The sequence below is a fragment of the Cohnella sp. 56 genome, from assembly GCF_037963805.1.
Taxonomy (GTDB): domain Bacteria; phylum Bacillota; class Bacilli; order Paenibacillales; family Paenibacillaceae; genus Cohnella.
The window spans coordinates 63330-85510 of record NZ_JAZDQE010000018.1; the positions used below are offsets into that span (position 1 = coordinate 63330).

A 22181-nucleotide genomic window follows, 5' to 3' on the forward strand; every position below is an offset into this window, starting at 1 on the left:
AGAAATTATAATAGTAGACGTTGTGATTTTTTGGAGTGACATGAGATGTTCTGAAGGAAAAGGTGGTGATATTAATAATCACAAACAGGATTCGTGTAGATTAAGCGCTATTTTTGAAGTTTTTTGAAATTTAATATTTCCTACAAATATTAGGAGGTTCCAGTATGATGAGTAATAAGTTTAAAGCACCTATACTTTTCTTAATCTTCAGTCTTTTATATCTGGTTTTAGCACCGTATGATCAACTTGAAGCAAAAACAAACTCAAACAAAACAGAATATTTGGTAGGGTTTAAGAAAGGGTTGGAACCGCAATCTTACTTAAATGCAAAAAAAATAAAACATTCGATAAAAAAGAAAATGAGAAAACAGACTACAGTAATGATGGAATTGGATGACTTAGAAATTAAACAATTAAGAGGCGATCCTAATATCGCTTTCATCGAGAAAAACGATTCGGTTACCGTACAGGGGATTACTGTAAGTGACACCCAGGGGGAAAATGCTTCTACCAATCTTAGTTCCGAAGTAATACCTTGGGGAAATGTAGCAATAGGTGCGAATTTAGTACAGGAAAGCGAACTTAAAGGTAACGGTATTAAAGTCGCGGTATTGGATACGGGGATATTCGCACATCCCGATCTAAAGGTTATCGGTGGTGTTAATTTCGTACCGACATCGACGAGTTATTCGGATGATAACGGGCATGGTACTCATGTAGCTGGTATTTTGGCTGCTCAGCATAATGACCTGGGGATCAAAGGCGTTGCTCCAAACGTGGATCTATACGCAGTCAAAGTACTAGATGAATCGGGTAACGGCACATATTCCCAAGTGATTCAAGGAATCGAATGGGCAATTGATAATCACATTAATATAATTTCTATGAGTTTTACTGGAAATTCGGACAGTCAGGCTTTGCATGAAGCAATTATTAAAGCTAACTCATCAGGAATCCTATTGGTTGGATCAGCTGGGAATTTCGGTAAGGGTTTTGAGACAGAGAAGTACCCTGCGTTGTATCCCGAAGTTATCTCCGTCGGTGCAACTACCCAAGCTAACTTGAGAGCCAATCTTTCTAGCACAGGCTCCCAACTAGATATAATGGCCCCTGGCGTAGATATACTCAGTACATATAATGACGGAGGCTATACTCAGTTATCCGGAACTTCCATGGCTGTCCCCTACATATCAGCTGCTGCTGCAGTACTTTGGTCCCATTATCCAAGTGAAGACGCTGATTCTATTATGAATCGGATTTTCGATAATGCGACGACGCTTGGTTCTTCTCATGAATACGGGAACGGTCTTATTAATCTCGCCAAGTCGTTGAATTTAATAAATTCGGAAATTCCAGCATATCAAATGGACGCTAACGATGGCTCGATACCAGAAACTCCGGGGGACAGTGAAGTTAGTATCAGCGCCATTACACGCGGACAAACCTTTTCAATTTCCACCACAGCTCCCGGTACGAGACCATCATACACGAAAGTTGATATCGGAATAGATAGTCCAACGTCAGTACGTGTATGCTTCAGGACCTATGTTGCAACGATACCTGCAGGATCAACCGTTCCAATACCGCCATTATCGTGTACTTCTAGCGCTTCTTGGCCGTTAGGTTCGTATATTGTAAAATATACATTTTATTACTCCGGAGGCTTAGTTCAGAGCTCAAGTACATTTACAGTATTGCCGGAGGCACCGATACTGCAGTTTATTTCAGCAACTCCTTATTCTATTAAAATGTCATGGAACGCGATAAACGGAGTGGGCAACTATAAACTAATTGTTAATGGAAGTACGATATTGTCTTTAGGAAACGTGACAAACTATCAATATACAGGGTTAACCCCTGGAACAACATACCTATTACAAATTAAAGCAGAGGACCCCACGAACCCAAATTCTGTAGCCACTTCCTCTGCTGTTCCCATGAGAACCTTGGACCCGGGGACGGTGTTAATCGAATATCATTATTCTCCGGTTGGAAGATTGGAATATATCTTATATCCTAACGGGAAAAAGCTTGTTTTTAACTATGATAAAAATGGGAATGTGATATCCAAGAATTGGACTTTGGTGCCTTGAAACAGGATCTGAATATGATTTTAATCTTTATTCAACGCAATCTACAGTCGTTAACGCTAGTGCCCATCTGAGATCGATGTTGTGAAAAAATGTAAAAAGTCTAATGATGACTACTAAGCAGGGTGAGTGTCATTCGACTGTTGAACGAGATTTAAGCAACGGAGAAGAGAATCGCTTGCTGCGAATCGCAAGGAAAGGTACTGATCCGGTCGAAGTACGGCGAGTCCTTCTGATTTTAGCTTCGGCTCGAAGGATGCAGGTGCCAAAGTCAGCCGCCTTTATCACATTTCCGGCGAACATATTCGCAAAACCATCCATCGCTTCAATACGGAAGGGATGGCCTCGCTGAAACCGAATTACGGCGGCGGATGGCCCCGATCTTTACCGAAGAGCAGCGGGCTGACTTCATTGAGCTTACTCAATTCCTCCCAAGGTGTTGGGCGACCCTTTTACGCATTGGTCACTGGCCAAGCTGAAAGAAGCGGAGGTGCAGAAAAAAACGTGCCTTCAATTTCCATTGTGACGGTACGCATCATTCTGGACGAAGCCCATATCACGTACCAGAACCCCAAGACGTGGAACGAACCGTCCAATCCGGAATTTAAAAGTAAAAAAACGAATCGAAGCCCTATACGAGTGCCTCCGGAAGACGGGCGGGTAAAATGTGTTGACGAATTTGGACCATTATCGTTGCAGCCTTACCGCGGCAAAAGCTGGTTTCAAGAGCGCCAACCCAAGCGCTTGCGCGCGACTTATACACGGCCTCATGGCGTTAAGCACTTGCTCGCTGCGCAGGATATAAAGACGAACCAGTTGTATGGCCACTCATCCCCGAGCCAGAAGCATGCAAACATCTTGCGCTTCTTCAAAGTGCTGCGTCGGTGGTTTCATCTTTCTAAGCGTCTGTACCTCATCTTGAACAACTTCTTTCCTCACCACCACGGCAAGGTGAAGGTTTGGGCGCAAGACAACAATGTGGAACTGGTCTGCACTCTGACTTATGCTTCCTGGCTGAACCGCATTGAGTACACATCGGACCGCTTCGTAAATTCGTTCTCGAAGGCAGTGATTTTCGGAGCATGGAGACCTCGCCTCCGCGATCCAAGCCTATCTTCGCTGGCGAAACAAGCATAAGCGTTATGCCGCTATACTACGTGAACAAAACAAGATCATGATTGTCTGATGGGACACTAGAACGGCCTTTTAATTTACGTTTCTCGCATTATCTTGCTTGCTCTTCAATTTCGGCTTGTTATTTCAAAGTTTATTTAATCTATTGGCGCCGTTTTTATCAATTAATTAATCGGTCGTATGCTAAACAAGCTACCGGGTAAGTTAAGAAGGGGGAATTTTTGTTTTGAAGAACATTAAACCTATTTTGATTGTCTTATTAAGCATAAGCCTAATAATTGGAAGTATAAGCGGGAGAGGAAGTGTCTTGGCTGAATCCATCTCCTCAGACAATGAATTAGCTTCATCAGGGGATTTGTTGTCAAGTTCTACACTACTTAATCAAGAAATTGATTGGATTGACCAAGAACTAAGCAATCGTGCAGCTGCTGAACAGCTGCGAAATACGAGTAATTTACAAGTGAAGCAGGGACTGTCTCAAGTACAAGTGTCCCTGCAGGAATCAGAACGAGACCTTACTGAGCGGATTACCCGCATTAAGATGATGGAACTAGAGCGGGCTCTAGCTAAACAAAACGAAGAAAGTGCAGGACGCAGTATTGAAACATTGGCAGATGAACTGCATCTTGAACCAAGCTATATTCAAGAATTGCTAGATAGCGGAAAAACGTTAGAAGAGATTGAACGAGAACGGCGTAAGCCAAAGGATAGTTCATTGGAAGACACGCTCCCTCTTTTCAGTAATCGAGGATTGTCTGTCCTAGATTCAGTGTACAACGATATATCTGTCAGCAATTCTGTATACGAAGTCCTGAATGAGGCTGCCGAGCAAATGATATCCGATGCACCGGATGTCGATTTGAAAGTGCTTAATACGTTCCGCGCACGTGAATTGCCTCCGCAACCGGAAGAACCCAAGCTGGATATGCTTAAAATCAAGCTGGATGAAGCGCCTTATCGGGTCGAAGTGGATGAGGAAAGTGTGTCTACCGTTAGTGGATCATTGTCTTTGACAGAAGATGACCTGACCTTGCCGGGGCGGGGGGGACAGGGGTTCACGCTCACAAGATCTTATGACTCTGGTTCTTCTCAGCTGTATGACACGGATGTCAGTGCGAACAGCGTTGACTATTACGATTATTATGCAGTTATTAATTATAATGCTCCTGTATATGAGACCAGATATACAATAACGTACAACACTCATGTTCTAAAAAATAAGTATAAATGCAGCACAGGCGGATTTGTGACTACGGAAGAGGATTTCTATGCACCAGATAAGCCAATAACCGAGATGTATAGCACAAGCGCGGTGAGAGATTATTATTTTAATATGATTTCTGTTGATACCCAATCAGAGCCTACTAGTTGCTCACAGGGACAGGCGTTTTATTACATATATAAATACTTCTTTAGCGGTACTACAGGTACCGCAACTGTGCAAGTAAGCACTGAATCATATAGCGATTATATGGGCCCTTATTCGAGCATGTCCCAGGCGCAGAGCGTTGCCGCGGGGTACAGTGCTGGACAGTCTTACAGCGGTGGAGTCATCACGAGCGCCGGAACTGAGAATGAGTATGTGGGTACATCAACTTGGTATTTAAATGCTCTAAAAGATGCGGACACAGACAAACGCTTCCCTATTGGCAAGGGGTGGACATGGGATATTCCCTATTTGACCTTTGATGGCGGCACTTATCTCCATATGACGGGAGGAGGTACCTACAAGGTAGAAAACGGGCTCCTAAAAGGATATCCGTGGAAGGATTTAACCTTGGCTGCAAATACCAGCGTTACCGTAAACGGTGTGGCCTCCGCTCAAGTGCTTAGCTCAATTAAAGGCGACAAAACCTACTTCAGTGCTGAAGGTCAGGTTATCCAAATCAGCGATGCCTACGGCAATAAAACTCAGTTCATGTATACAAACGTCAGTCCGTATGGAAAGGTACTCACCAAAATTTCAGATGCAATCGGTAACAGTATTAACATTGCCTATACCACTTCCCAAGTGACCTTAACGATGGGAAATCGGGTAGTCATATATAAAAAAACAGTGGAAAATGGCAAAGAACTACTAAGTCAGGTCGTTGATCAGATGAATCGTACGACTACTTATGGGTACGCCATCAAATCTGCCTATTTTAGTCTGATTGATACCAACCCTGTAACCAACAATCCTTACGCGTTATTGACGAAGGTGACACACCCGACGGGTGCTCAAACAGAGTATATATACGAAACGACACCGGTTACCCGATACAGTGGTTCCAATTCGGTAAACCAAGTTTTCCGCGTAACAGAACGCAAAGATATTGTCGACAGTTCTGCGGGAATGAGCGGCGAAGCCAACCGAGCTGTATTTATTTATCCTGTCGATATGGGAAGCTCCTTCAATCAGGATATGAACTTTACCACCAAGATTATACGAGGCTCGCTCGAGTCCGTTTATACGTATAGAAAGGACTTTATCGACGATCAGACTTCTCCAATGATTTACAACGTAAATTTACAGGAATCTGATTTAGTTACTAAACGAATTACGGACAGCATTTATGACGAAGTCCGCAGAATACCAAATCCAATTAGTGTAACGACCTATTTTACCAATGGCGCTAGCGAATCAGCGCGTATTACGAATTCAACTACGTATGACGATTACGGAAATGTTACATCTTCGACGGATGCTATGGGCCAAGTAACCACTTATAATTATGATCTGACGACCCATCTGCGGACTTCGGAGAAATGGCCTGTTAAAGGATCATCATTCTTGTATGTGTCGCTGGCGCGGAACTCGCAAGGAGATGTTACCGATTATCAGCTGAAAAGCAGCGAATCGGCATCTGATTATCTGAGCCGAACCACCTATACGTATGATGTCTACGGAAATGTCACATCGACGACTGATTATGACACAGCGAGGCAGGCGTTAACTACCTACGAGTACGACGATGGGCTGGGTTCAGCGTTTCTAACCAAGCAGACGTTATACTATATTGATGGCAGTAATATAGCTAAGACGTCCAATTCAACGGCAACCTATAACAAACTAACTGGTAATATGACGTCCTTCACCGATGCCAACAGTGCTACTACAACTTATGAGCATGACGAGTTGGATCGAATAACACGGATTATTAATCCAGACAGCACAGAGTTTAGGGTTACGTATAATGACGCGCTCAATCAGGTGACCACTACTAACGAGACCGGCTTGCAAACCCGTACAACCTGGGATAAGATCGGACGTGTCACAGAACTAGCTGTCAATGAAGCCGGTGTCTTCAAAGCCAAGACTCGGACCGGCTATGATGCAATTAGCCGTATCGCTTGGGAGGACGACCCTTCTGGTAATAAAGTAGCATATGCTTATGACGGCTTTGATCGGAAGACGAAAACAACCAACCCTGACGATAGCTTCAGCGCCATCGTATACAATGATCTGCTTAACACCGTAACCGACATCGATGAAGAGAATAACAAGGTCGAGCGGACTTATGACAAACTGGGACGAGTAACAATCGAAAAAGAAAGCCAAAATGGCGTACTGACGCTCAAACAGGAGAGCGAGTACGACTATGCCGGAAATATCGTCAGTACTAAAGATGCCTTGGGTAACATCACGCGGTTTCAATATGATTTACTCGGACTGTTAACGGCTGTAACGACACCTAAATCAGAAGTGTTCACCTATGGTTACGATAAACTGAGAAATCTCACTTCTGTACAGTATCCGGGTAACCAAAAAATTCAGAAGTTCTACGATGAAACCGGAAAATTACTGAAGGAAATTGATGAGAGTGGCTCAGCAAAAACCATGGTCTATGATCTGGTTGGCAATCTTACCGAACTGACAGACCGCATGGGCCAGAAGTTCAAAAATTCCTATGATAATCGGAACCGGCTTGTTAAACGTGCGGGACCGACTTCTCAGGTAACTTATACGTATGAAGCGGATGGTAAACGCAAGTCCATGACGGATGCCACCGGAACTACAGCTTATGTGTATGATCCGAATTCTGGGCTACTCACTCAGAAGACCTATCCGGATGGCAAAACACTGACATCTAAATACGATTTAAAAGGCAATCGTACTAAGATCACGGATCCTTTTAATAGAGCGACGGTCTACGTCTACGACAAAGTCAATCGGTTAGAGAGTGTGACGACCGGCAACAGTTTGGTGGCATCTTATACTTACTTGAAGAATGACCGAATTCATTCTGTCATGCAGGGTAATGGCATATTTACGAATTACGGCTACAGCGGCTTCGACATGACGAGCTTAAAGCATACTCAAGCAAACGGTACTGAAATTAATAGTTACTCGTACGGCTTTGACAATGCTGGCAATCTTAAGATCCGTACCGAAAACAATGTTACCAATTCGTATACCTATGACAAGCTCGGCCGTGTGTTAACAAACAGCGAGTTTCAGGAAACCTATAGCTATGATCCTCGCGGCAATCGAAGCAGTTTAGCAACTTCGACACAAACTGATTTTTCGGATGCGACTTATGAATATGATGAATGGAATCATCTCAAGAACGCTACCGTAGCTGGTACAAGCGCTGTAACCTACAAGTATAATGGAGATGACCAACTTTACGAGCGAACCGAGAACGGTGTGACGACGCGTTACTATTGGGATGAAGATCAAATAGTTGCTGAGGGGACCGTAAGTGGAACAACAGTCACGCCTAAGGCTTCGTATATATACGGCAATAGTCTCCTTGCTCGAATCGATGGAGGAGCGACCGCCTCACGCTCATTTTACTTGCTTAACGGGCATCAAGATGTCGTGGAACTGCGGGATGCGGCGGGGGAAGTACAGAACAAATATACCTATGACATCTGGGGTCGCCCGTTGTCCGTAGAAAAAGAGGAGATCAGCAACCCATTCCGATATTCATCGGAATATTATGACAGCACCACAGACTTGTATATTATGGGAAAGCGGTGGTATGACCCGGGGACAGGACGCTTTCTTCAGGAAGATACCTTTGAAGGAGAACTGAAGAATCCACTGAGCTTAAACTTGTATACTTATGCTCATAATGATCCAAATAGTTTTAGTGATCCGAGCGGCAATTTTGCCTTCCTGATTCCAATTGCAATGTATGTGGCCAAGGTTGCTATTAAGACAGCGGTAGATACCGCGGTAGATTATGCAACTGCGAAGGCGAACGGTGAGAAGTTTAATGTGGGCAAGTCGATTGGGACGAATTTGCTCAGCAACGCGGTCCCTGGTCTAGGGGAAGCGAAAACAGTAAGTAAGACGTTGAAGCTGGCCAAAGCTGTAAATACCGTCAAAAAAGCAGCTAAGGGGACGGGCAAAGTTACTGGCGGGAGCTTTAAAGCAGTTGATGCTACTAAAGGTTCAGATGAGGTTGGACACCATATCGCTCAAAATGCTTATAATAAAACTCAAGGTATAAGTCGAAATGATGGACCTGCTGTCTTAATGAAGAAAGATGATCATGCGAAGACTAGAACCTTTGCAGGAAAAGGTAAAGCAGCAATGAGAGAGGATACTGAGTTAGGCCTAAATGGGCGGGAACGTATGGCTAAAGATGTTTGGGATGTAAAGAGTAAGTTTGGGAGAAAATACAATGATAATCTGAAAAAAGCAGTTCGTTATGGTCAGAAAGTTTATAAAAAGTAAGTAAGGGGCGATCTACTTGAGGGCAGATGGTTTTAGAGTAATTTTGGGTAATGATAAGTATCAGCATTCCTTTGGTGGAGACAAGTGGAGGACTCCAATTTGCCCAAACTGTGGTACTAACCTACACTTAATCTTTGATTTTGATCTAAATGATATTAGATTAGATAAATTATCAAACAAAAGTTTAGGTTCTATACCACTAGTTTCTTGTTTGAATTGTTCCTCTTATTGGTCCATTCAGGTGTTTAAAGTTGAGCCTCAAACAAGAACTATTACAATCTTGCAGCAAACTGATGAGGAGAGTTGGATTGCCGAAGATGAAGATCGACTCCCTTATCCATTGCCATTCTCTAACATGAGATTAGAAGAGCTACATGAGTCAGATATCCCATCAAAAGGAGATGATACTGACACAGCATTTGAAGACTTTGGGTCAGAATATGTTTGCAGAATTTTAGGTGAGCCACTTTTTGCGACAGAATCTATTCAAAATAAGTGTTACTTGTGTAATGAAGATACGGAGTATATTGCAACAATTTGCAGTGAGGATTATAATTCGGAGGGCTTGGTTCACGAAGGTTTTACTTTCAATTTTGGCGAGTCATTTCTATATTTTTATTTTTGTAAATCTTGTAATATTTTGCAGACGGAAATGCAGAGTACCTAATAAACTCTACAACCTTGATTGGCTTCGTGCCTTTCAAGGTTTTTTCTTTGGTGAGTCAACCAGTGCTAATCCGTCAAACTATCACTGATAGCTAAATTGCTGGGATCTGAAATATAATAATTGTAAAAACTAGATAATTTGATATTTATTTACATAAAAAGTTGGCTAAAATTGGCGGAGGGGCAGTGTGAGATTGCCGACAAGCATAGGGGGGTATGGCAGGGCAGATATAACAAAACAGAGAGACGTCAAGGTTTGCGGCCTCGTATTCCTGTTTTCCATCCGGCTTTCGCAACTTTTATCGTAGTGAACAGACAGACAGACGTAAAGGATTATTTGAAGCGTTGTGGGAACGGTCTGCCGGAGGCGGACCGTCCGCGCCGGTGCGAGCATTGATCGTCGGAACGTCTACCCCACCGGCATGGGACATTCCTCCGCTGGGGTTACGGTGGGGGAGTCGCTGCGGCTGCGAGTTCACTGTTTTCTGTGTCCGGATTGCCACAAAACCATGAGTCTGCTGCCGACCTTCGTGGAACCTCACCACCAGAGCGTGGTGGACGTAAAGGAAGCGGTTGGTGGCATACCTTCTTTTGAGGACAAAATCGTGCGATTGGAACTGAATAAGATTTTACAGGCCATCTACGAACAGGATTTTCTAAACCCTATCTTACGGTTCCCGACCGGGAAGATGCTGTCATGACGCCCTGAAAGCATTGAATCGCGTCCTCCAGTATGGAAACACCAGCTATATCGTGGATGCTGGCATCCAACATCTTACCGGCTAGAGGGGAACACTATAATGTGAACTTATGGTTATTTGCTTGGGAAAGAAGATGGAGAATTACAAGGATATCTGCCCTTAACCTTGGATGTAACGTCTATGCGTAACATCGTCGCAATCGGATGAAGCATTCTGAGAAATCCCCTCAAAAATCGTCTTCATGCTGGACGGTTTTTCCAGCTTTTTCGTTTCCAATATTCTTCTCCAATTCAATCTCGTACAGTCGAACCAGATCTGAAGCTTTCATGTTCGTCGCTTTTGCTATCGCCACCAAGGAGTTAAGGCTGGGCTGGTGAATGCCTCGTTCAAGCATAGAAATATAAGTCCGATCCAAATTGCTGCGGAAAGCCAGTTCTTCCTGACTAAAATCCATTTTAATTCGGATGGCTTTGAGAACTTTGCCGAATAGGGTATCTACACTCAAGGGAGTTACCTCTTTTTGACACCATTATTAGGCTCATTTGAGCACTCTGAACACGTAGTTTACTCTACAAAATGGTTTTTATTTATATTTTTATATGCTATGATCTAAGCAACTAACTTGAAGTCAGGAGGAGCGAAGGATGAGCGAATTAACCGCTCGTTATGAGCATCTGACCCGAAAAGCAGACCAACTGTCCGCCGAGATCGCCGCTTGCGAAGCCTATCTGGAGGCGATGCTGGATTTTACATATGCGCATGGAGCCAAATACCCGATGGTCACCGTCGAGGAGATCGTGCATGCCGTGCATGCGGTGGAGTGCGATCGGCGTCAGCATTTGCTCAATGTCCGTTTTGAAAAGTCGCTGCTCTCCTCCTGCCTGATGGGCAGGAAGCCGCAATCCCGCTAATGCCTCGCAAATCACACCGTAACGACGCAAACGCACCCTGACACCGCACCGTCCCCATGACATTTGTCATATCCCGTCATGACGCTTGTGACTTATAGCCCCCCGCCTCCGGCATTTACAATGGAGATAACGTCGCGGCCATCATGACCGTCAGACGCCCACCCGAGGGGGATTGCGCATATGAAACACAAGAATGAAATTGCCGAACTTAAAAAAGCTATGCTTCCTTATGAAAAAACGGACGCGAAGTCCAGCATCCGGCAGCTACTCAACACGTTGGGGCCGCTGTTCGTGCTATGGTACGCCGGCTATGCCAGCCTCGCCGTCTCCTACTGGCTCGCACTCCCGATCCTGATCGTCGCGTCGGGATTCGTCATACGCACGTTTATTTTGTTCCACGATTGCTGCCACGGCTCGTTCTTCAAGAGCAAGCGGGCCAACGATATCTTGGGGACGCTGCTGGGCGTGCTGACCCTGGTGCCGTACAGACAGTGGAAAAACAGTCATGCCAAGCATCATGCCACGAGCGGCAACCTCGACAAACGCGGGGACGGAGACATCTGGATTCTGACGGTGGAGGAGTATGCTGCCGCTCCCTTGTGGAAGCGTCTGGCCTACCGCTTTTACCGCAATCCGCTCGTCATGTTCGGGCTCGGTCCGATCTTCGTCTTCCTGCTCCAATACCGCTTCAATGCGAAGGGCGCCAAGCGCAAAGAGCGTCTCAACACCTACCTGACCAACGCGCTCATCGTCCTGCTCTACGCGGGCATGATCTGGGCGATCGGCTGGCAGGCATTCGTCCTCGTGCAGGGCCCGATCTTTTTCGTCTCGGGATTGCTCGGCATCTGGCTGTTCTACGTGCAGCATCAGTTCGAGGATTCCTACTTTGAAAATGAACCGGAGTGGAGCTACGTGCAGGCGGCTGTCGAAGGCAGTTCGTACTACAAGCTCCCCCGCGTCCTGCAATGGATCACCGGCAGCATCGGGTTCCACCACGTCCATCACCTGAATCCGAAGGTGCCCAACTACAATCTCGAGAAGGCGCATCTGGCGACGCCGCCGCTCCAACGCGCGGCCACGCTCACGCTTGCGACCAGCCTCGAATCGCTGCGATTCCGCCTGTGGGACGAGACGAACAAAACGTTCGTCGGCTACCGCAAGGTCAAGCGCACGGCCGCGGGCACGCAGGCTGCCGGCGCCGTACTGAAAAAAGTCGGTCAAAGCGGCGGATAAAGAGGCTTTATGCAGCCGCCCGGATTAGGCTACAATGAAGGGGAGACGAGCGTAAAAGGAGGCGGGAGGAACCGTGCAAAAGTGGTATCACATTTTCCAGCGCAGCACGGGGCTTAGCCCGTATATATGGGTCGTCTTTTACATCCTCCCTTTTTATTTCGTCTTCCGTTCCTCGACGATGTATCACGCGCTGATCGGCATTTTTATGATCGTCGCGTTTTTTGTTTGCTACCTGCTGTCGTTTAAAACGAAGGGCTGGCTCATGTACTTCTGGACCTCCGTCCAGATTGTATTTTCGATCGCGATGACGCTGATGTTCGGCTACGTTTATTTTTCGATTTTTTCGGCTTTTTTTATCGGCAATATACAGCGCAAGGCCGGCTTCATCACGCTGTATACGATCCATCTGGCGCTGACGCTGCTGTCGGTGTACGTCGGCTACATGCACGCCAGCTCGGTCCTGATCGAGCAGGCGCCGTTCGTGTTCGTCTGTCTGATCGCGGTGACATTGCTGCCGGTCACGACCTACAACCGCAACAAGAGCGAGCTGCTGCAGGGCGAGCTGGACGACGCGAACAAGCGGATCTCGGAGCTCGTGAAGCTGGAGGAACGGCAGCGCATCGCCCGGGACCTGCACGATACGCTCGGGCAGAAGCTCGCTCTGATCGGTCTCAAGAGCGATCTCGTCGCCAAGCTGATCCGCAAAAATCCGGGGCGGGCGGAGGCCGAGATCAACGATGTCCAGCAGACGGCCCGCAATGTGCTCAAGGAGCTGCGCGAGCTGGTCACCCAGATGAGAGGTACGCATGTGGAGGACGAGATCTACCGGCTGCGGCAAATTCTGATGGCGGCGGACATCGAATTCACGCTGGAGGGCGATCCGAAGCTGGCGAACACCTCCCTGCTCAACGAGAACGTGGCGAGCATGTGCCTCAAGGAAGCGGTGACGAACGTCGTCAAGCACAGCGGGGCGACCGTCTGCGCCATCCGGATCGAACAGACGCCGGCCGAGCTGCGGATTCGCGTGCGGGACAACGGGAGCGGACTCGGCGGCCACACGTCTTTTTACAGAGGGAACGGACTGCGGGGGATGAAGGAACGGCTCGAATTCGTCAACGGATCGCTTGAGATCGTCTCGCGGGCGGGCACGGAGATCGTCATCAAGGTGCCTAACATCTTGATTCAGTCGCAGGAGGAGGGGGGAGCGCAGACATGATTCGTATCGTCATCGCCGAAGATCAGCGGCTGCTGCTCGGCGCGCTCGCGTCCGTGCTCGATCTTGAGGACGACATGGAGGTCGTCGGCAAGGCGGAGAACGGCGAGGAGGCGCTGAGACTGGTCAAGCTGCATCAGCCGGACTTGTGCGTGATGGACATCGAGATGCCGCTCAAGAGCGGACTGGACGCGGCCGAGGCGCTGAAGGGTTCGGGCTGCAAGATCGTCATTCTGACGACATTCGCGCGGGCCGGATACTTCGAGCGGGCGGTGAAGGCGGGTGTGCACGGCTACCTGCTCAAGGACAGCCCGAGCGAGGAGCTGGCCCATTCGCTGCGCAGCATCATGTCGGGCCGCCGCATCTATGCGGCCGAGCTGGTGGACGAGGCATACAAAGAAGAAAACCCGCTCACCGAGCGGGAGAAAGAAGTCATCGGCCTGATGGCCGACGGCAAAAACACGAAGGAAATCGCCAGCGAGCTGTTCCTGTCCAACGGCACCGTCCGCAACTACATCTCGGTCATTCTGGACAAGCTCGACGTCAGCAACAGGATCGAGGCGATCAAGCGGTTCAGTGAAAAGGGCTGGTTCAAGTAGAGCGGGCGCATGCGGCCGGCTCAGCCCTCAGCCCTTACACTTCAGCCCGGCCTCCCTCAGTCCCGCTCCTCGCTCGCAACGACCGCGTCCCGGATTTGCTCGAACGTCAGCGGCGTATAGTCCCAGTGCTCCACGCAGACGTTGAAGTGATTTTTCCCCTCGTACTTCTGGCCGTGAATATGACCGTGCACGTTGACGTACGGCATATGCTTGTTCATGTACATCGGCTCGTGCGAGAGGAAGAAGAAGTCCTTGTAAATGATCGGATAGGCGCTCACTTCCTCGAAGCCGGCGTCCAGCCACCAGCTCCGCGACCGGCCGCGGTCGTGATTGCCCAGAATGAGCGTCTTGCGGCCGTTCAGACGGCTCACGATCCCCCGCGTCCGCTCCATGTTCAAGAACGAGAAATCCCCCAAATGGAATACCGCATCATCCCGGCCCACGACGGCGTTCCACCGCTCGATCATCGTCTCGTCCATCTCCTCCGCGCTCGCGAACGGGCGGGACTCGAAGTCGATGATGTTGCGGTGGCCGAAGTGATGGTCGGAAATGAAAAACGTCTTCGACATCTCGAACTCCCCCCTCAGTTGGTCGGACTGCTGTCTCCCTTGCCGCTCCCGATACGCTCGAGCCGCTCCGCGATCCAATCCCGCACGACCGTCAGCACTTCCGCGCGCTCCAGCTCGTTGTGCAGCTCATGCTTGTAGCCGTGCCACTCCCGGTACACGCATAGCGACCCCGCCCGCTCCGCGAACTGCCTGCTGGCCGCGATCGAGGTGACCCGGTCGTCGTCGCCGTGCATGAGCAGCGTCGGTACGCTCAGCTCGCCGGCATGCTGGATCGCCCATAGTCCCGCCCGCTGCACGCCGAAGAAGAAGCGAGCCGTAATATTGCCGTGCCCGAGCGGGTCCGTGCGGTACCGCTCCACCATCTGCGGATCGCTCGTCAGATGGTCGGCATTCATCGGCCGCTTGTTCGTGAAGCCCGGATAGAGCCGCTCGACGAGCCGTCCGAGCACGACCTGCGCCTGCGGCGGCGCGAATGCGAGCCGCAGCCAAGGGCTGCCGATGACCGCGCAGGCGACATCCGGCTTGCGCCGCAGCAGATAGTTCAGCGCCACATTGCCGCCCATGCTGTGTCCGTACAGGACGACCGGTACGCCGGGATATCGGCTCGCGGCCTCCGCGAACAGCCGGTCCACGCCTTCCAGCAGCGCCTCGTAGCTCGGCGTATGTCCGCGCTTGCCGGCTGTCCGGCCGTGTCCGCGCTGATCGAAGCCGAGCGCGGCGTATCCCGCTTCGTTCAGCATCGCCGCGACATGGTCGTACCGCCCCATATGCTCGCCCATCCCGTGCACGAGCAGCACGACGGCCGCGGGCGCCACCGCGCGGGCATCCGCAGCCTTCCATTCGCCGGCCGCCATGAGGGTGCCGTCAGACAACTTCCAGGAGATCGGTTGATAGGTCATGGACAGACTCCTTCGCTTGGCATGCAGCCGATCGATTTCTTCTATTATATGCCTATGCGGGCCGGAGAAGCTATCCGACGCGCTGGAGCCGGTTCATCCGTGCGAATGCTTGCCGCGCAGCGCCGACGGCGAGACGCCGCGGTAGCTCTTGAACAGGCGGCTGAAGTAATAAATGTCGCTGAACCCGTTCTCGATCGCGATCTCCGAGATCGTCTTGTTCGTATATCTCAGGTCTTGCTCGCAGCGCCCGATCCGCACGAAGTTGATATAGTCGGTGACCGAGCGGCTGGTGAGCTCCTTGAATACGCGGCTGAAATGGTAGCGGCTCATGCCCGCGATCCCGGCCAGAGTCTCGACGTCAAGGCGCTCGGCATAATGCGTCTCGATATGCTGCAGGACGGGCTCGATCTGCTTCAGCCGTCTGATGCGCGAAGCCAGCTCGCCCTCGGGCATGCGCTCCGTCACATGTCCGCGCAGCATGGCTGCGAGCAGGCGGTACAGGCAGGACTTGATCGATAGCTCGTAGGCGAACTCCTTGCTCTCGAACTCCCGGATCAGCTCGTCGAGGCTGTCCCTGATCGCAGCGTCGCCGGTGACCCGGTTCGCGAAGCGGATGCGAGAGCGGACGATCGGCGTGATGAACTTGGCTTCGGCCGAGTCGATCCGATTGCTATGCAGCAGGTCGGGGTCGAATATGACCGCATAATAAAACAAACGATCCGACAGGCAGACGCCGTGATGCAAATCGGCGCAGTTCACGACGATCATCTCTCCCGGACCGACGTCGTAGCTGTCGGCGTTGCACGAGATACGCGCCTGGCCTTCGATTATATACAGGATTTCCATATGCTCGTGCCAATGCGGATAAAAAGCGGTCGTACCGACGCGCTCGAATCGGCAGTGATTGAGCTTGAGCGGGAACTGCGGATCGGGCATATCCATCGGTTCCAGCAGAGCCGGATTGCGATCCACGTGGCAGCGCCTCCAATTCGCACAATATTACAAATCTCCAGCATGGCTCTTCATGGCGAGCCACTTTCATTCATTTTATAGTACAGGTAGTTAAATGAGTAGAGGGAGGCAATTGGTATGAAGAAGCTCAACATCGGCGTCATCGGTACCGGCTCGATCTCGCAATCGCATCTGAACGCATACGCGAACAACCCGCAAGCGACGCTCGTCGCGGTATGCGACCTGAACGAGGAGCGGGCGCAAAAGGCGGCCGAAGCGTACGGCGCATCCCGCGTATATACGGATTATCACGAGCTGCTGGCGGATGAAGCGGTTGAAGCGGTCAGCATCTGCACATGGAACCATACGCATGCGGAGATCGCGATCGCTGCGGTCAAGGCGGGCAAGCATGTGCTCGTCGAGAAGCCGCTCAGCATGAGCGTAGCGGAAGCCGAGGCGGTGCGGGACGCGGTGCGTGCGAGCGACCGGATTCTGCAGGTCGGCTTCGTCCGCCGCTATGACGCATGCGCCCAGCTCGCGAAGCGCTTCGCCGATCAAGACGAATTCGGCGAGCTGTACTATGCGAAGGCTTCGCTCATCCGCCGCCTCGGCAACCCGGGCGGCTGGTTCGCGGACAAGGACCGCTCCGGCGGCGGCCCGCTGATCGACATCGGCGTGCACGTGATCGACCTCTCCTGGTACCTGATGGGCCGTCCGAAGGTGAAGTCCGTCAGCGGCAACGTCTACTCGAAGCTCGGCAACCGCTCCAACATCAAGGGTCTGTCCTTCTACCAGGCGGCGGACTACGACGCTTCGCGCAATACGGTCGAGGATATGGCGAACGCGCTCATCCGCTTCGAGAACGGCGCCTCCATCCTCGTCGAGGTGAGCTACGCGCTGCATGCCAAGAGCGACGAGTCCGCGGTGAGACTGTACGGCACGAAGGGCGGCTTCGAGATCGACCCCGAGCTGACGATCGTCTCGGAGCGGCATGATACGATTCTGAACGTGACGCCGCAGGTCGACAGCCTGAAGTTCGACTTCGCGAAGGCGTTCCAGTCGGAGATCGACAGCTTCGTCAACTCGGCGCTCACCGGCACAGAGCCGCTGAGTCCTGTCGAGGACGGGCTGACGATGATGCGGATCTTGCGGGCGATCTACGAGTCGGCGGAGCAGGGCAAGGAGATCGAGCTGTAAAAAAGCCGGGCGAGACGGCGGAGACAGCGATAAAGGAGCGAACGAACGATGAAGCTGGGACTGAGCACATATAGTTTGTACCGCGCGATCGAATCCGGCGAGCTGACGGTAGCCGGCGCGATCGACTGGATGGCCGGGCAGGGCTGCGAGCATGTCGAGATCGTGCCGATCGGCTTCGATATCCGGACGCCCGGCATGATAGATGAGATCGTGAGCCGTGCGGCAGCCGCCGGCCTTGAGATCTCGAACTATGCGGTAGGCGCGAACTTCGCGGTCGACGACGACGAGGCGTACGAAGCGGAGATCGCGCGCGTCATGAGCGAAGTCGATATCGCGCGCGCGCTCGGCGTGAAGAAGATGCGGCATGACGTCGCGTCCCGCCAAGGCGCATCGGTCGGACAGTTCTGGCGCGAGCTGCCGCGGCTTGCCGATGCTTGCCGCCGCATTGCGGAATATGCGGCGTCAGTCGGCGTCGTGACCAGCGTGGAGAATCACGGCTACTACATGCAGTCCAGCGAGCGGGTGCTCGGTCTGTTGGCGGAGACGAATCATCCGAACTTCCGCCTCACGCTCGACATCGGCAATTACATGTGCCTGGACGAGGACCCGGCGGCGGCTGTCAAGCGGTCGATCGACGAGGCGTCCATCGTGCACTTGAAAGATTTCTACCTGCGGCGCGGCGACCAGAATCCGGGCGAAGGCTGGTTCAAGACGGCGTCCGGCAACTACCTGCGCGGCGCGATCTTCGGCCAGGGCGACATCGATGTGCGCGAGGTGCTGCGCGCCGTGAAGGCGTCCGGCTACGACGGCTATCTGTCGCTGGAGTTCGAGGGGCTCGAGGAATGCAAGCAGGGCTCGCGCATCGGACTCGCCAATGCGCGGCGCATCTGGGACGAAGTCTGAGAGGGGGACGCGACATGACCACAATTACGAATCCGATCGGCGTTATCGTCGACAGCTTCCGGGTCGGCGTGCGCGCCGGGCTGCTGAAGGCCAAGGAAGTCGGCGCCGAAGGCGTGCAAATCTACGCGGTAGAAGGCGAGATGGACCCGGATCGCCTGGATGCGGCCGCGAGAGCGGAGCTGCGCGAGTATGTCGGCTCGCTGGGGCTGCGCATCTCGGCGCTGGTGGGCGATCTGGCGGGACACGGCTTCCAGGATCGCCGCGAGAACGGCTGGAAGGTCGAGAAGTCGAAGCGGATTCTGGACCTCGCCGTCGATCTCGGCACGAATGTGGTGACGACGCATATCGGCATCGTGCCGGAGGATGAGACGAGCGACGTGTACGCCGCGATGAGCGAGGCGGTCGAGGAGCTGGGGCGCTACGCCACCGAGCGCGGCGCGTACTTCGCGATCGAGACGGGGCCCGAGCCGTCTGCGCGCCTCAAGCGCTTCCTCGACCGGATGAGCACGAAGGGCGTATCGGTCAACTTCGATCCGGCGAACATGGTGATGGTGACGGGCGACGATCCGGTGCAGGGCGTCTACAATCTGCGCGAATACATCGTGCATACGCATGCCAAGGACGGCATCCGGCTGCAGGAGACCGATCCGCGCAACATTTACGGCGCGCTCGGCTACGAGCCGATGTCGCACGAGAAGCTGGCGGAGATGGGCGAGTCGGGCGAGTATTTCCGCGAGCTGCCGCTCGGCGAAGGCGGCGTGGACTGGCCGGCCTACCTGCAGGCGCTGCAGGACATCGGCTACGACGGCTTCCTGACGATCGAGCGGGAGGTCGGCGCGAAGCCGGAGGACGACATCAGACTGGCGGTCGATTTTCTGAAGCGGTACCGGCAGGCGACCTGAACAAGGAGACGCTCCATATCAGCAGCGGCAGGACAAAGCCCATCGTGAGCGCGTACAAGGGCCATGTCTGCGAGGCAAAATGCCGGAAGTACACGATGTTTGGATACACGATGACCGACATCATGAGCAGGACCATGCCGCAGGGGACGATCAACGGCCGGTACGTGGAGAGCCCAAGCAGCTGCGCCAGACCCAGAAGTGCAGCGTAAAAGGTCAAGCCGAGCTTGAAAAAAATCGTCACAAACCAAATGATCGCAACCAATACTTCGATCCGCTGCAAAAATTCGCCGATTTGAATTTTTTTGGCGAGCGTGTAGCTCGGGAACGTATGCCTGGCCGTGAAGTCCCAGCCGAGGACGAAGATGCACAGCAGCGTGATCACAATAATGACAAAGCCGCCCAGCAAGCCGCCCTTTATAAAGGCGGAGGCGGCTCTTTGCTGTTTGCTGGCGTAAGGAAAAACCATTAAAAATACGACCATCTCCAAGTAAGGGATGCTTAGCACCGAGAGGCTGCCGTGTATGACGGCCTTCGTCCCCGATTCGAAGACCGGCTGGATGCGGCTCGTCTCGATCTGCGGCAGCAGAAAGACGACCAGGACGACGAGGAGGGCGCACACCCAGGGCAAAAAGATCTCCGCGGCCCGTGCGATTACCTCCAGACCCAAGGCGACGCCGATCAGGATCGCGCCCAGCATGACGCAATGCACGACCTGAATCGGAGTCTCAGGCATGACGATTGTCGTCAGGAAATCCCCGACATTGCGCAGCACGAGTGCCGACAGGATGAAGAAGTACAAGAAAAACAAGAAACCGGCGAGCTTGCCCAACCAGGTGCCGAGCAAGGCCTGGGTGTACTCGACCAGCGACTGGTCGGGATGCCGGGCCGCCAGCGCCCGATAGAATGCCAACAGCAGCGTGCCGACGGCGACCCCGAGGACGGCCGACAGCCAGCCGTCCTGTCTGGCGAAGGAGGCCAGCGCCGAAGGTACGATCAGAATCGAGCTTCCCAGACTGAAGAGCAAAGTCAGGATAGAAAACTGCCGCGGATTGATTTTGCCTTTTTCAATCATCTTCGCATTCCTCCCGGCATCCTAATCGAGCGCTTGCGACACGAGCTTGCTCAAAGGCCCATAAATGGCCGAGATCCATTCCAGCGGGTCCGGAAGCGGGATTTGCAGGCTCCGAACGATAAATAAAGCAAGGGCAAAGCAGAGGATGGCGGCGGATGCCGCCAGCTCCCTCCGCTTTTTTTGGCGGTAGAGTCCGACATACTGGAAGCGAACGACGCATCCGGCCGCAAACAATGCGAACCACACCACTTCAGGAATCCCCCATTCGTTCCAAAAACGATTCGACTACGGAGCCTGTACGCCTGATCTTGGCACGAACGGCAATGTGGACGGGAAGCTCCGCGAACGCTTCCTCCCAATGGTCTTCAAGCCGCCGCCAGGCTCTGAAGTCGGCGCGGTGGATGGCCGATCCGAAGCCGAAGATGTCCGCCCTGTAGGCTTTCGCTTGCGCGATGACCGATTTCATGCTGTTTTCCAATTGCTCGTCCAATTTGGATTCAAGCCAGCGAATCGATTGGGGCGTTTGCAGGTTCATCGCGCATTCCATTTCTCCGATATTGCCCTCCGCGTCCAGACGTACGTCGATTCGGGGACGGCCGTCTTCGACTTTCCCTTTGATCCGATGGTGCGTGTTAATGATCTCGATGGCCAGCTGTCCGCCCTCGGGACAAGGGAGCCGCACGATCGTGCTCTGCAGCTCCCCGCTGACGTAGTTGTAGCCTTTGCTCTGTTCTTCGTTGAGCCAGCCTACCAGCTTGTCTTTGCGGAAGACGGCCAGACTCTGATACCTCAGCTTGGCGGGAGGGCTGGCCGATTGGAAGTTCATCTCCGTCTGTCCGAGCTCCGGATTGCCCAGTACGCGCAGGCCGGCCAGGACGGGATCTTTGCCTTTGTCGACCAGGTCGTAGATCAGCTGATGCAGATCGACCGTCGCAGTTACTCCCCAGTTGCGCTGGGATGAGACGAGCGAGGAATACAGCTTGTCCGAAGGGATTTTCTCGAGCGGGGTCAAGATCTGGAGCACGTCCTTCGCCGAGATGCCCTTGGCGATGACGATATAAAAATCTGTTCTTAATTCGTGATCTCTCGACAGCAGGTCCAGCAGCCTCGCAATGCCTTCCCGGGCCAGATCTTCTCCGATCACCAGAAGCCGAAGATGCGATCCGTATATTTTCCGGGGCGTCGTCTCCGTCATCGCGCGAATCGATTCGAAAAGCGTATGGCCGGAGGACTCTTGAACCGTGACGACGGGCACCCGCCCGCTGCTGCTGCCCTTGCCCGCCGCGATCTCGCTGGCGTTGATCAATTGAACGGATACTTTGAAGTTCCCTCCGTCTTTGTCGAAGCCGAAGGCCGAGGCGATCGATATCTCGTTGAGCTCTTTGCGGTTCCAGCACCCGGACAACGCCGCCGCGGCCGAAGCGATCAGGATGAGCGCGAGCCCCTTCCTCAGCCAGTTCATGTCCTCGATCC

The 22181-nt window shown here is 52.1% G+C and carries 16 protein-coding genes and 1 pseudogene; 11 read left to right on the forward strand and 6 right to left on the reverse strand.

The features are described 5' to 3' along the window. Positions 1 to 164 precede the first annotated feature (164 nt). From VQ071_RS24605 to VQ071_RS24620, 4 genes and pseudogenes are all read left to right on the forward strand, one after another. Positions 165 to 2093, forward strand: coding sequence for a S8 family serine peptidase (locus tag VQ071_RS24605; RefSeq protein ID WP_340516904.1), 1929 nt, complete (start codon positions 165 to 167; stop codon positions 2091 to 2093). A 273-nt stretch (positions 2094 to 2366) separates the two neighbouring features. After that, positions 2367 to 3227 (forward strand): annotated as a pseudogene (locus tag VQ071_RS24610) (IS630 family transposase); the annotation flags it as partial. A 304-nt stretch (positions 3228 to 3531) separates the two neighbouring features. Continuing rightward, positions 3532 to 8892, forward strand: coding sequence for an RHS repeat-associated core domain-containing protein (locus VQ071_RS24615; protein ID WP_340516905.1), 5361 nt, complete (start codon positions 3532 to 3534; stop codon positions 8890 to 8892). Positions 8893 to 8908: 16 nt separating this feature from the next. Then, entirely contained in the window at positions 8909 to 9559 is a 651-nt protein-coding gene (locus VQ071_RS24620) for an rRNA methylase (protein ID WP_340516906.1), read from the forward strand. Positions 9560 to 10485: 926 nt separating this feature from the next. Here VQ071_RS24620 and VQ071_RS24625 read toward each other — a convergent pair. Further along, positions 10486 to 10764, reverse strand: a complete 279-nt coding sequence (locus VQ071_RS24625; protein ID WP_340516907.1) for a helix-turn-helix domain-containing protein — start codon at positions 10762 to 10764, stop codon at positions 10486 to 10488. A gap of 139 nt (positions 10765 to 10903) precedes the next feature. On the opposite strand from VQ071_RS24625, the gene VQ071_RS24630 reads away from it, so the two are divergent. From VQ071_RS24630 to VQ071_RS24645, 4 genes are all read left to right on the forward strand, one after another. Then, entirely contained in the window at positions 10904 to 11170 is a 267-nt protein-coding gene (locus VQ071_RS24630) for a hypothetical protein (protein ID WP_340516908.1), read from the forward strand. Positions 11171 to 11350: 180 nt separating this feature from the next. Continuing rightward, positions 11351 to 12403, forward strand: coding sequence for a fatty acid desaturase (locus VQ071_RS24635; protein ID WP_340516909.1), 1053 nt, complete (start codon positions 11351 to 11353; stop codon positions 12401 to 12403). Between the two features lie 73 nt (positions 12404 to 12476). Then, a complete protein-coding gene (locus VQ071_RS24640; protein ID WP_340516910.1) occupies positions 12477 to 13619 on the forward strand; it encodes a sensor histidine kinase in 1143 nt (380 codons plus the stop codon). Continuing rightward, positions 13616 to 14215 carry a response regulator transcription factor gene (locus VQ071_RS24645; protein WP_340516911.1) on the forward strand — a complete coding sequence of 200 codons (600 nt, stop codon included), beginning with the start codon at positions 13616 to 13618 and terminating at the stop codon, positions 14213 to 14215. The genes VQ071_RS24640 and VQ071_RS24645 overlap by 4 nt, the downstream gene beginning before the upstream one ends. A gap of 56 nt (positions 14216 to 14271) precedes the next feature. Here VQ071_RS24645 and VQ071_RS24650 read toward each other — a convergent pair whose 3' ends face one another. The 3 genes from VQ071_RS24650 to VQ071_RS24660 all read right to left on the reverse strand — a co-directional run bounded on the left by VQ071_RS24650 (position 14272) and on the right by VQ071_RS24660 (position 16655). Continuing rightward, positions 14272 to 14784: a phosphoesterase gene (locus VQ071_RS24650; protein ID WP_340516912.1), complete on the reverse strand. Its 513-nt coding sequence runs from the start codon at positions 14782 to 14784 to the stop codon at positions 14272 to 14274. Positions 14785 to 14798: 14 nt separating this feature from the next. Next, on the reverse strand, positions 14799 to 15683 hold the full coding sequence (locus VQ071_RS24655) for an alpha/beta hydrolase (protein ID WP_340516913.1): 885 nt from the start codon (positions 15681 to 15683) through the stop codon (positions 14799 to 14801). Between the two features lie 93 nt (positions 15684 to 15776). Continuing rightward, the gene (locus VQ071_RS24660; protein WP_340516914.1) at positions 15777 to 16655 is read right to left on the reverse strand and encodes an AraC family transcriptional regulator; all 879 of its coding nucleotides are present in this window, start codon (positions 16653 to 16655) and stop codon (positions 15777 to 15779) included. A gap of 117 nt (positions 16656 to 16772) precedes the next feature. On the opposite strand from VQ071_RS24660, the gene VQ071_RS24665 reads away from it, so the two are divergent. The 3 genes from VQ071_RS24665 to VQ071_RS24675 are packed head-to-tail and all read left to right on the forward strand — an operon-like array spanning position 16773 to position 19636. Then, positions 16773 to 17831, forward strand: a complete 1059-nt coding sequence (locus VQ071_RS24665) for a Gfo/Idh/MocA family protein (RefSeq protein ID WP_340516915.1) — start codon at positions 16773 to 16775, stop codon at positions 17829 to 17831. A 48-nt stretch (positions 17832 to 17879) separates the two neighbouring features. After that, positions 17880 to 18734, forward strand: coding sequence for a sugar phosphate isomerase/epimerase family protein (locus tag VQ071_RS24670; RefSeq protein ID WP_340516916.1), 855 nt, complete (start codon positions 17880 to 17882; stop codon positions 18732 to 18734). 14 nt (positions 18735 to 18748) lie between these two features. Further along, on the forward strand, positions 18749 to 19636 hold the full coding sequence (locus VQ071_RS24675; RefSeq protein ID WP_340516917.1) for a sugar phosphate isomerase/epimerase family protein: 888 nt from the start codon (positions 18749 to 18751) through the stop codon (positions 19634 to 19636). On the opposite strand, the gene VQ071_RS24680 is transcribed toward VQ071_RS24675, so the two are convergent. Both VQ071_RS24680 and VQ071_RS24685 read right to left on the reverse strand, forming a co-directional pair. Beyond that, positions 19590 to 20708 (reverse strand): GerAB/ArcD/ProY family transporter, encoded by a 1119-nt coding sequence (locus VQ071_RS24680; RefSeq protein ID WP_340516918.1) that lies wholly within the window; start codon positions 20706 to 20708, stop codon positions 19590 to 19592. The genes VQ071_RS24675 and VQ071_RS24680 overlap by 47 nt on opposite strands. 250 nt (positions 20709 to 20958) lie before the next feature. After that, positions 20959 to 22170: a Ger(x)C family spore germination protein gene (locus VQ071_RS24685; protein WP_340516919.1), complete on the reverse strand. Its 1212-nt coding sequence runs from the start codon at positions 22168 to 22170 to the stop codon at positions 20959 to 20961. Positions 22171 to 22181: the final 11 nt, after the last annotated feature.

Coding starts and splice junctions, on each gene's coding strand:
- VQ071_RS24605 (WP_340516904.1), top strand. CDS start 165: ATGATGAGTAATAAGTTTAAAGCACCTATACTTTTCTTAATCTTCAGT.
- VQ071_RS24630 (WP_340516908.1), top strand. CDS start 10,904: ATGAGCGAATTAACCGCTCGTTATGAGCATCTGACCCGAAAAGCAGAC.
- VQ071_RS24635 (WP_340516909.1), top strand. CDS start 11,351: ATGAAACACAAGAATGAAATTGCCGAACTTAAAAAAGCTATGCTTCCT.
- VQ071_RS24645 (WP_340516911.1), top strand. CDS start 13,616: ATGATTCGTATCGTCATCGCCGAAGATCAGCGGCTGCTGCTCGGCGCG.
- VQ071_RS24650 (WP_340516912.1), bottom strand. CDS start 14,784: ATGTCGAAGACGTTTTTCATTTCCGACCATCACTTCGGCCACCGCAAC.
- VQ071_RS24655 (WP_340516913.1), bottom strand. CDS start 15,683: ATGACCTATCAACCGATCTCCTGGAAGTTGTCTGACGGCACCCTCATG.
- VQ071_RS24665 (WP_340516915.1), top strand. CDS start 16,773: ATGAAGAAGCTCAACATCGGCGTCATCGGTACCGGCTCGATCTCGCAA.
- VQ071_RS24670 (WP_340516916.1), top strand. CDS start 17,880: ATGAAGCTGGGACTGAGCACATATAGTTTGTACCGCGCGATCGAATCC.
- VQ071_RS24675 (WP_340516917.1), top strand. CDS start 18,749: ATGACCACAATTACGAATCCGATCGGCGTTATCGTCGACAGCTTCCGG.
- VQ071_RS24680 (WP_340516918.1), bottom strand. CDS start 20,708: ATGATTGAAAAAGGCAAAATCAATCCGCGGCAGTTTTCTATCCTGACT.
- VQ071_RS24685 (WP_340516919.1), bottom strand. CDS start 22,170: ATGAACTGGCTGAGGAAGGGGCTCGCGCTCATCCTGATCGCTTCGGCC.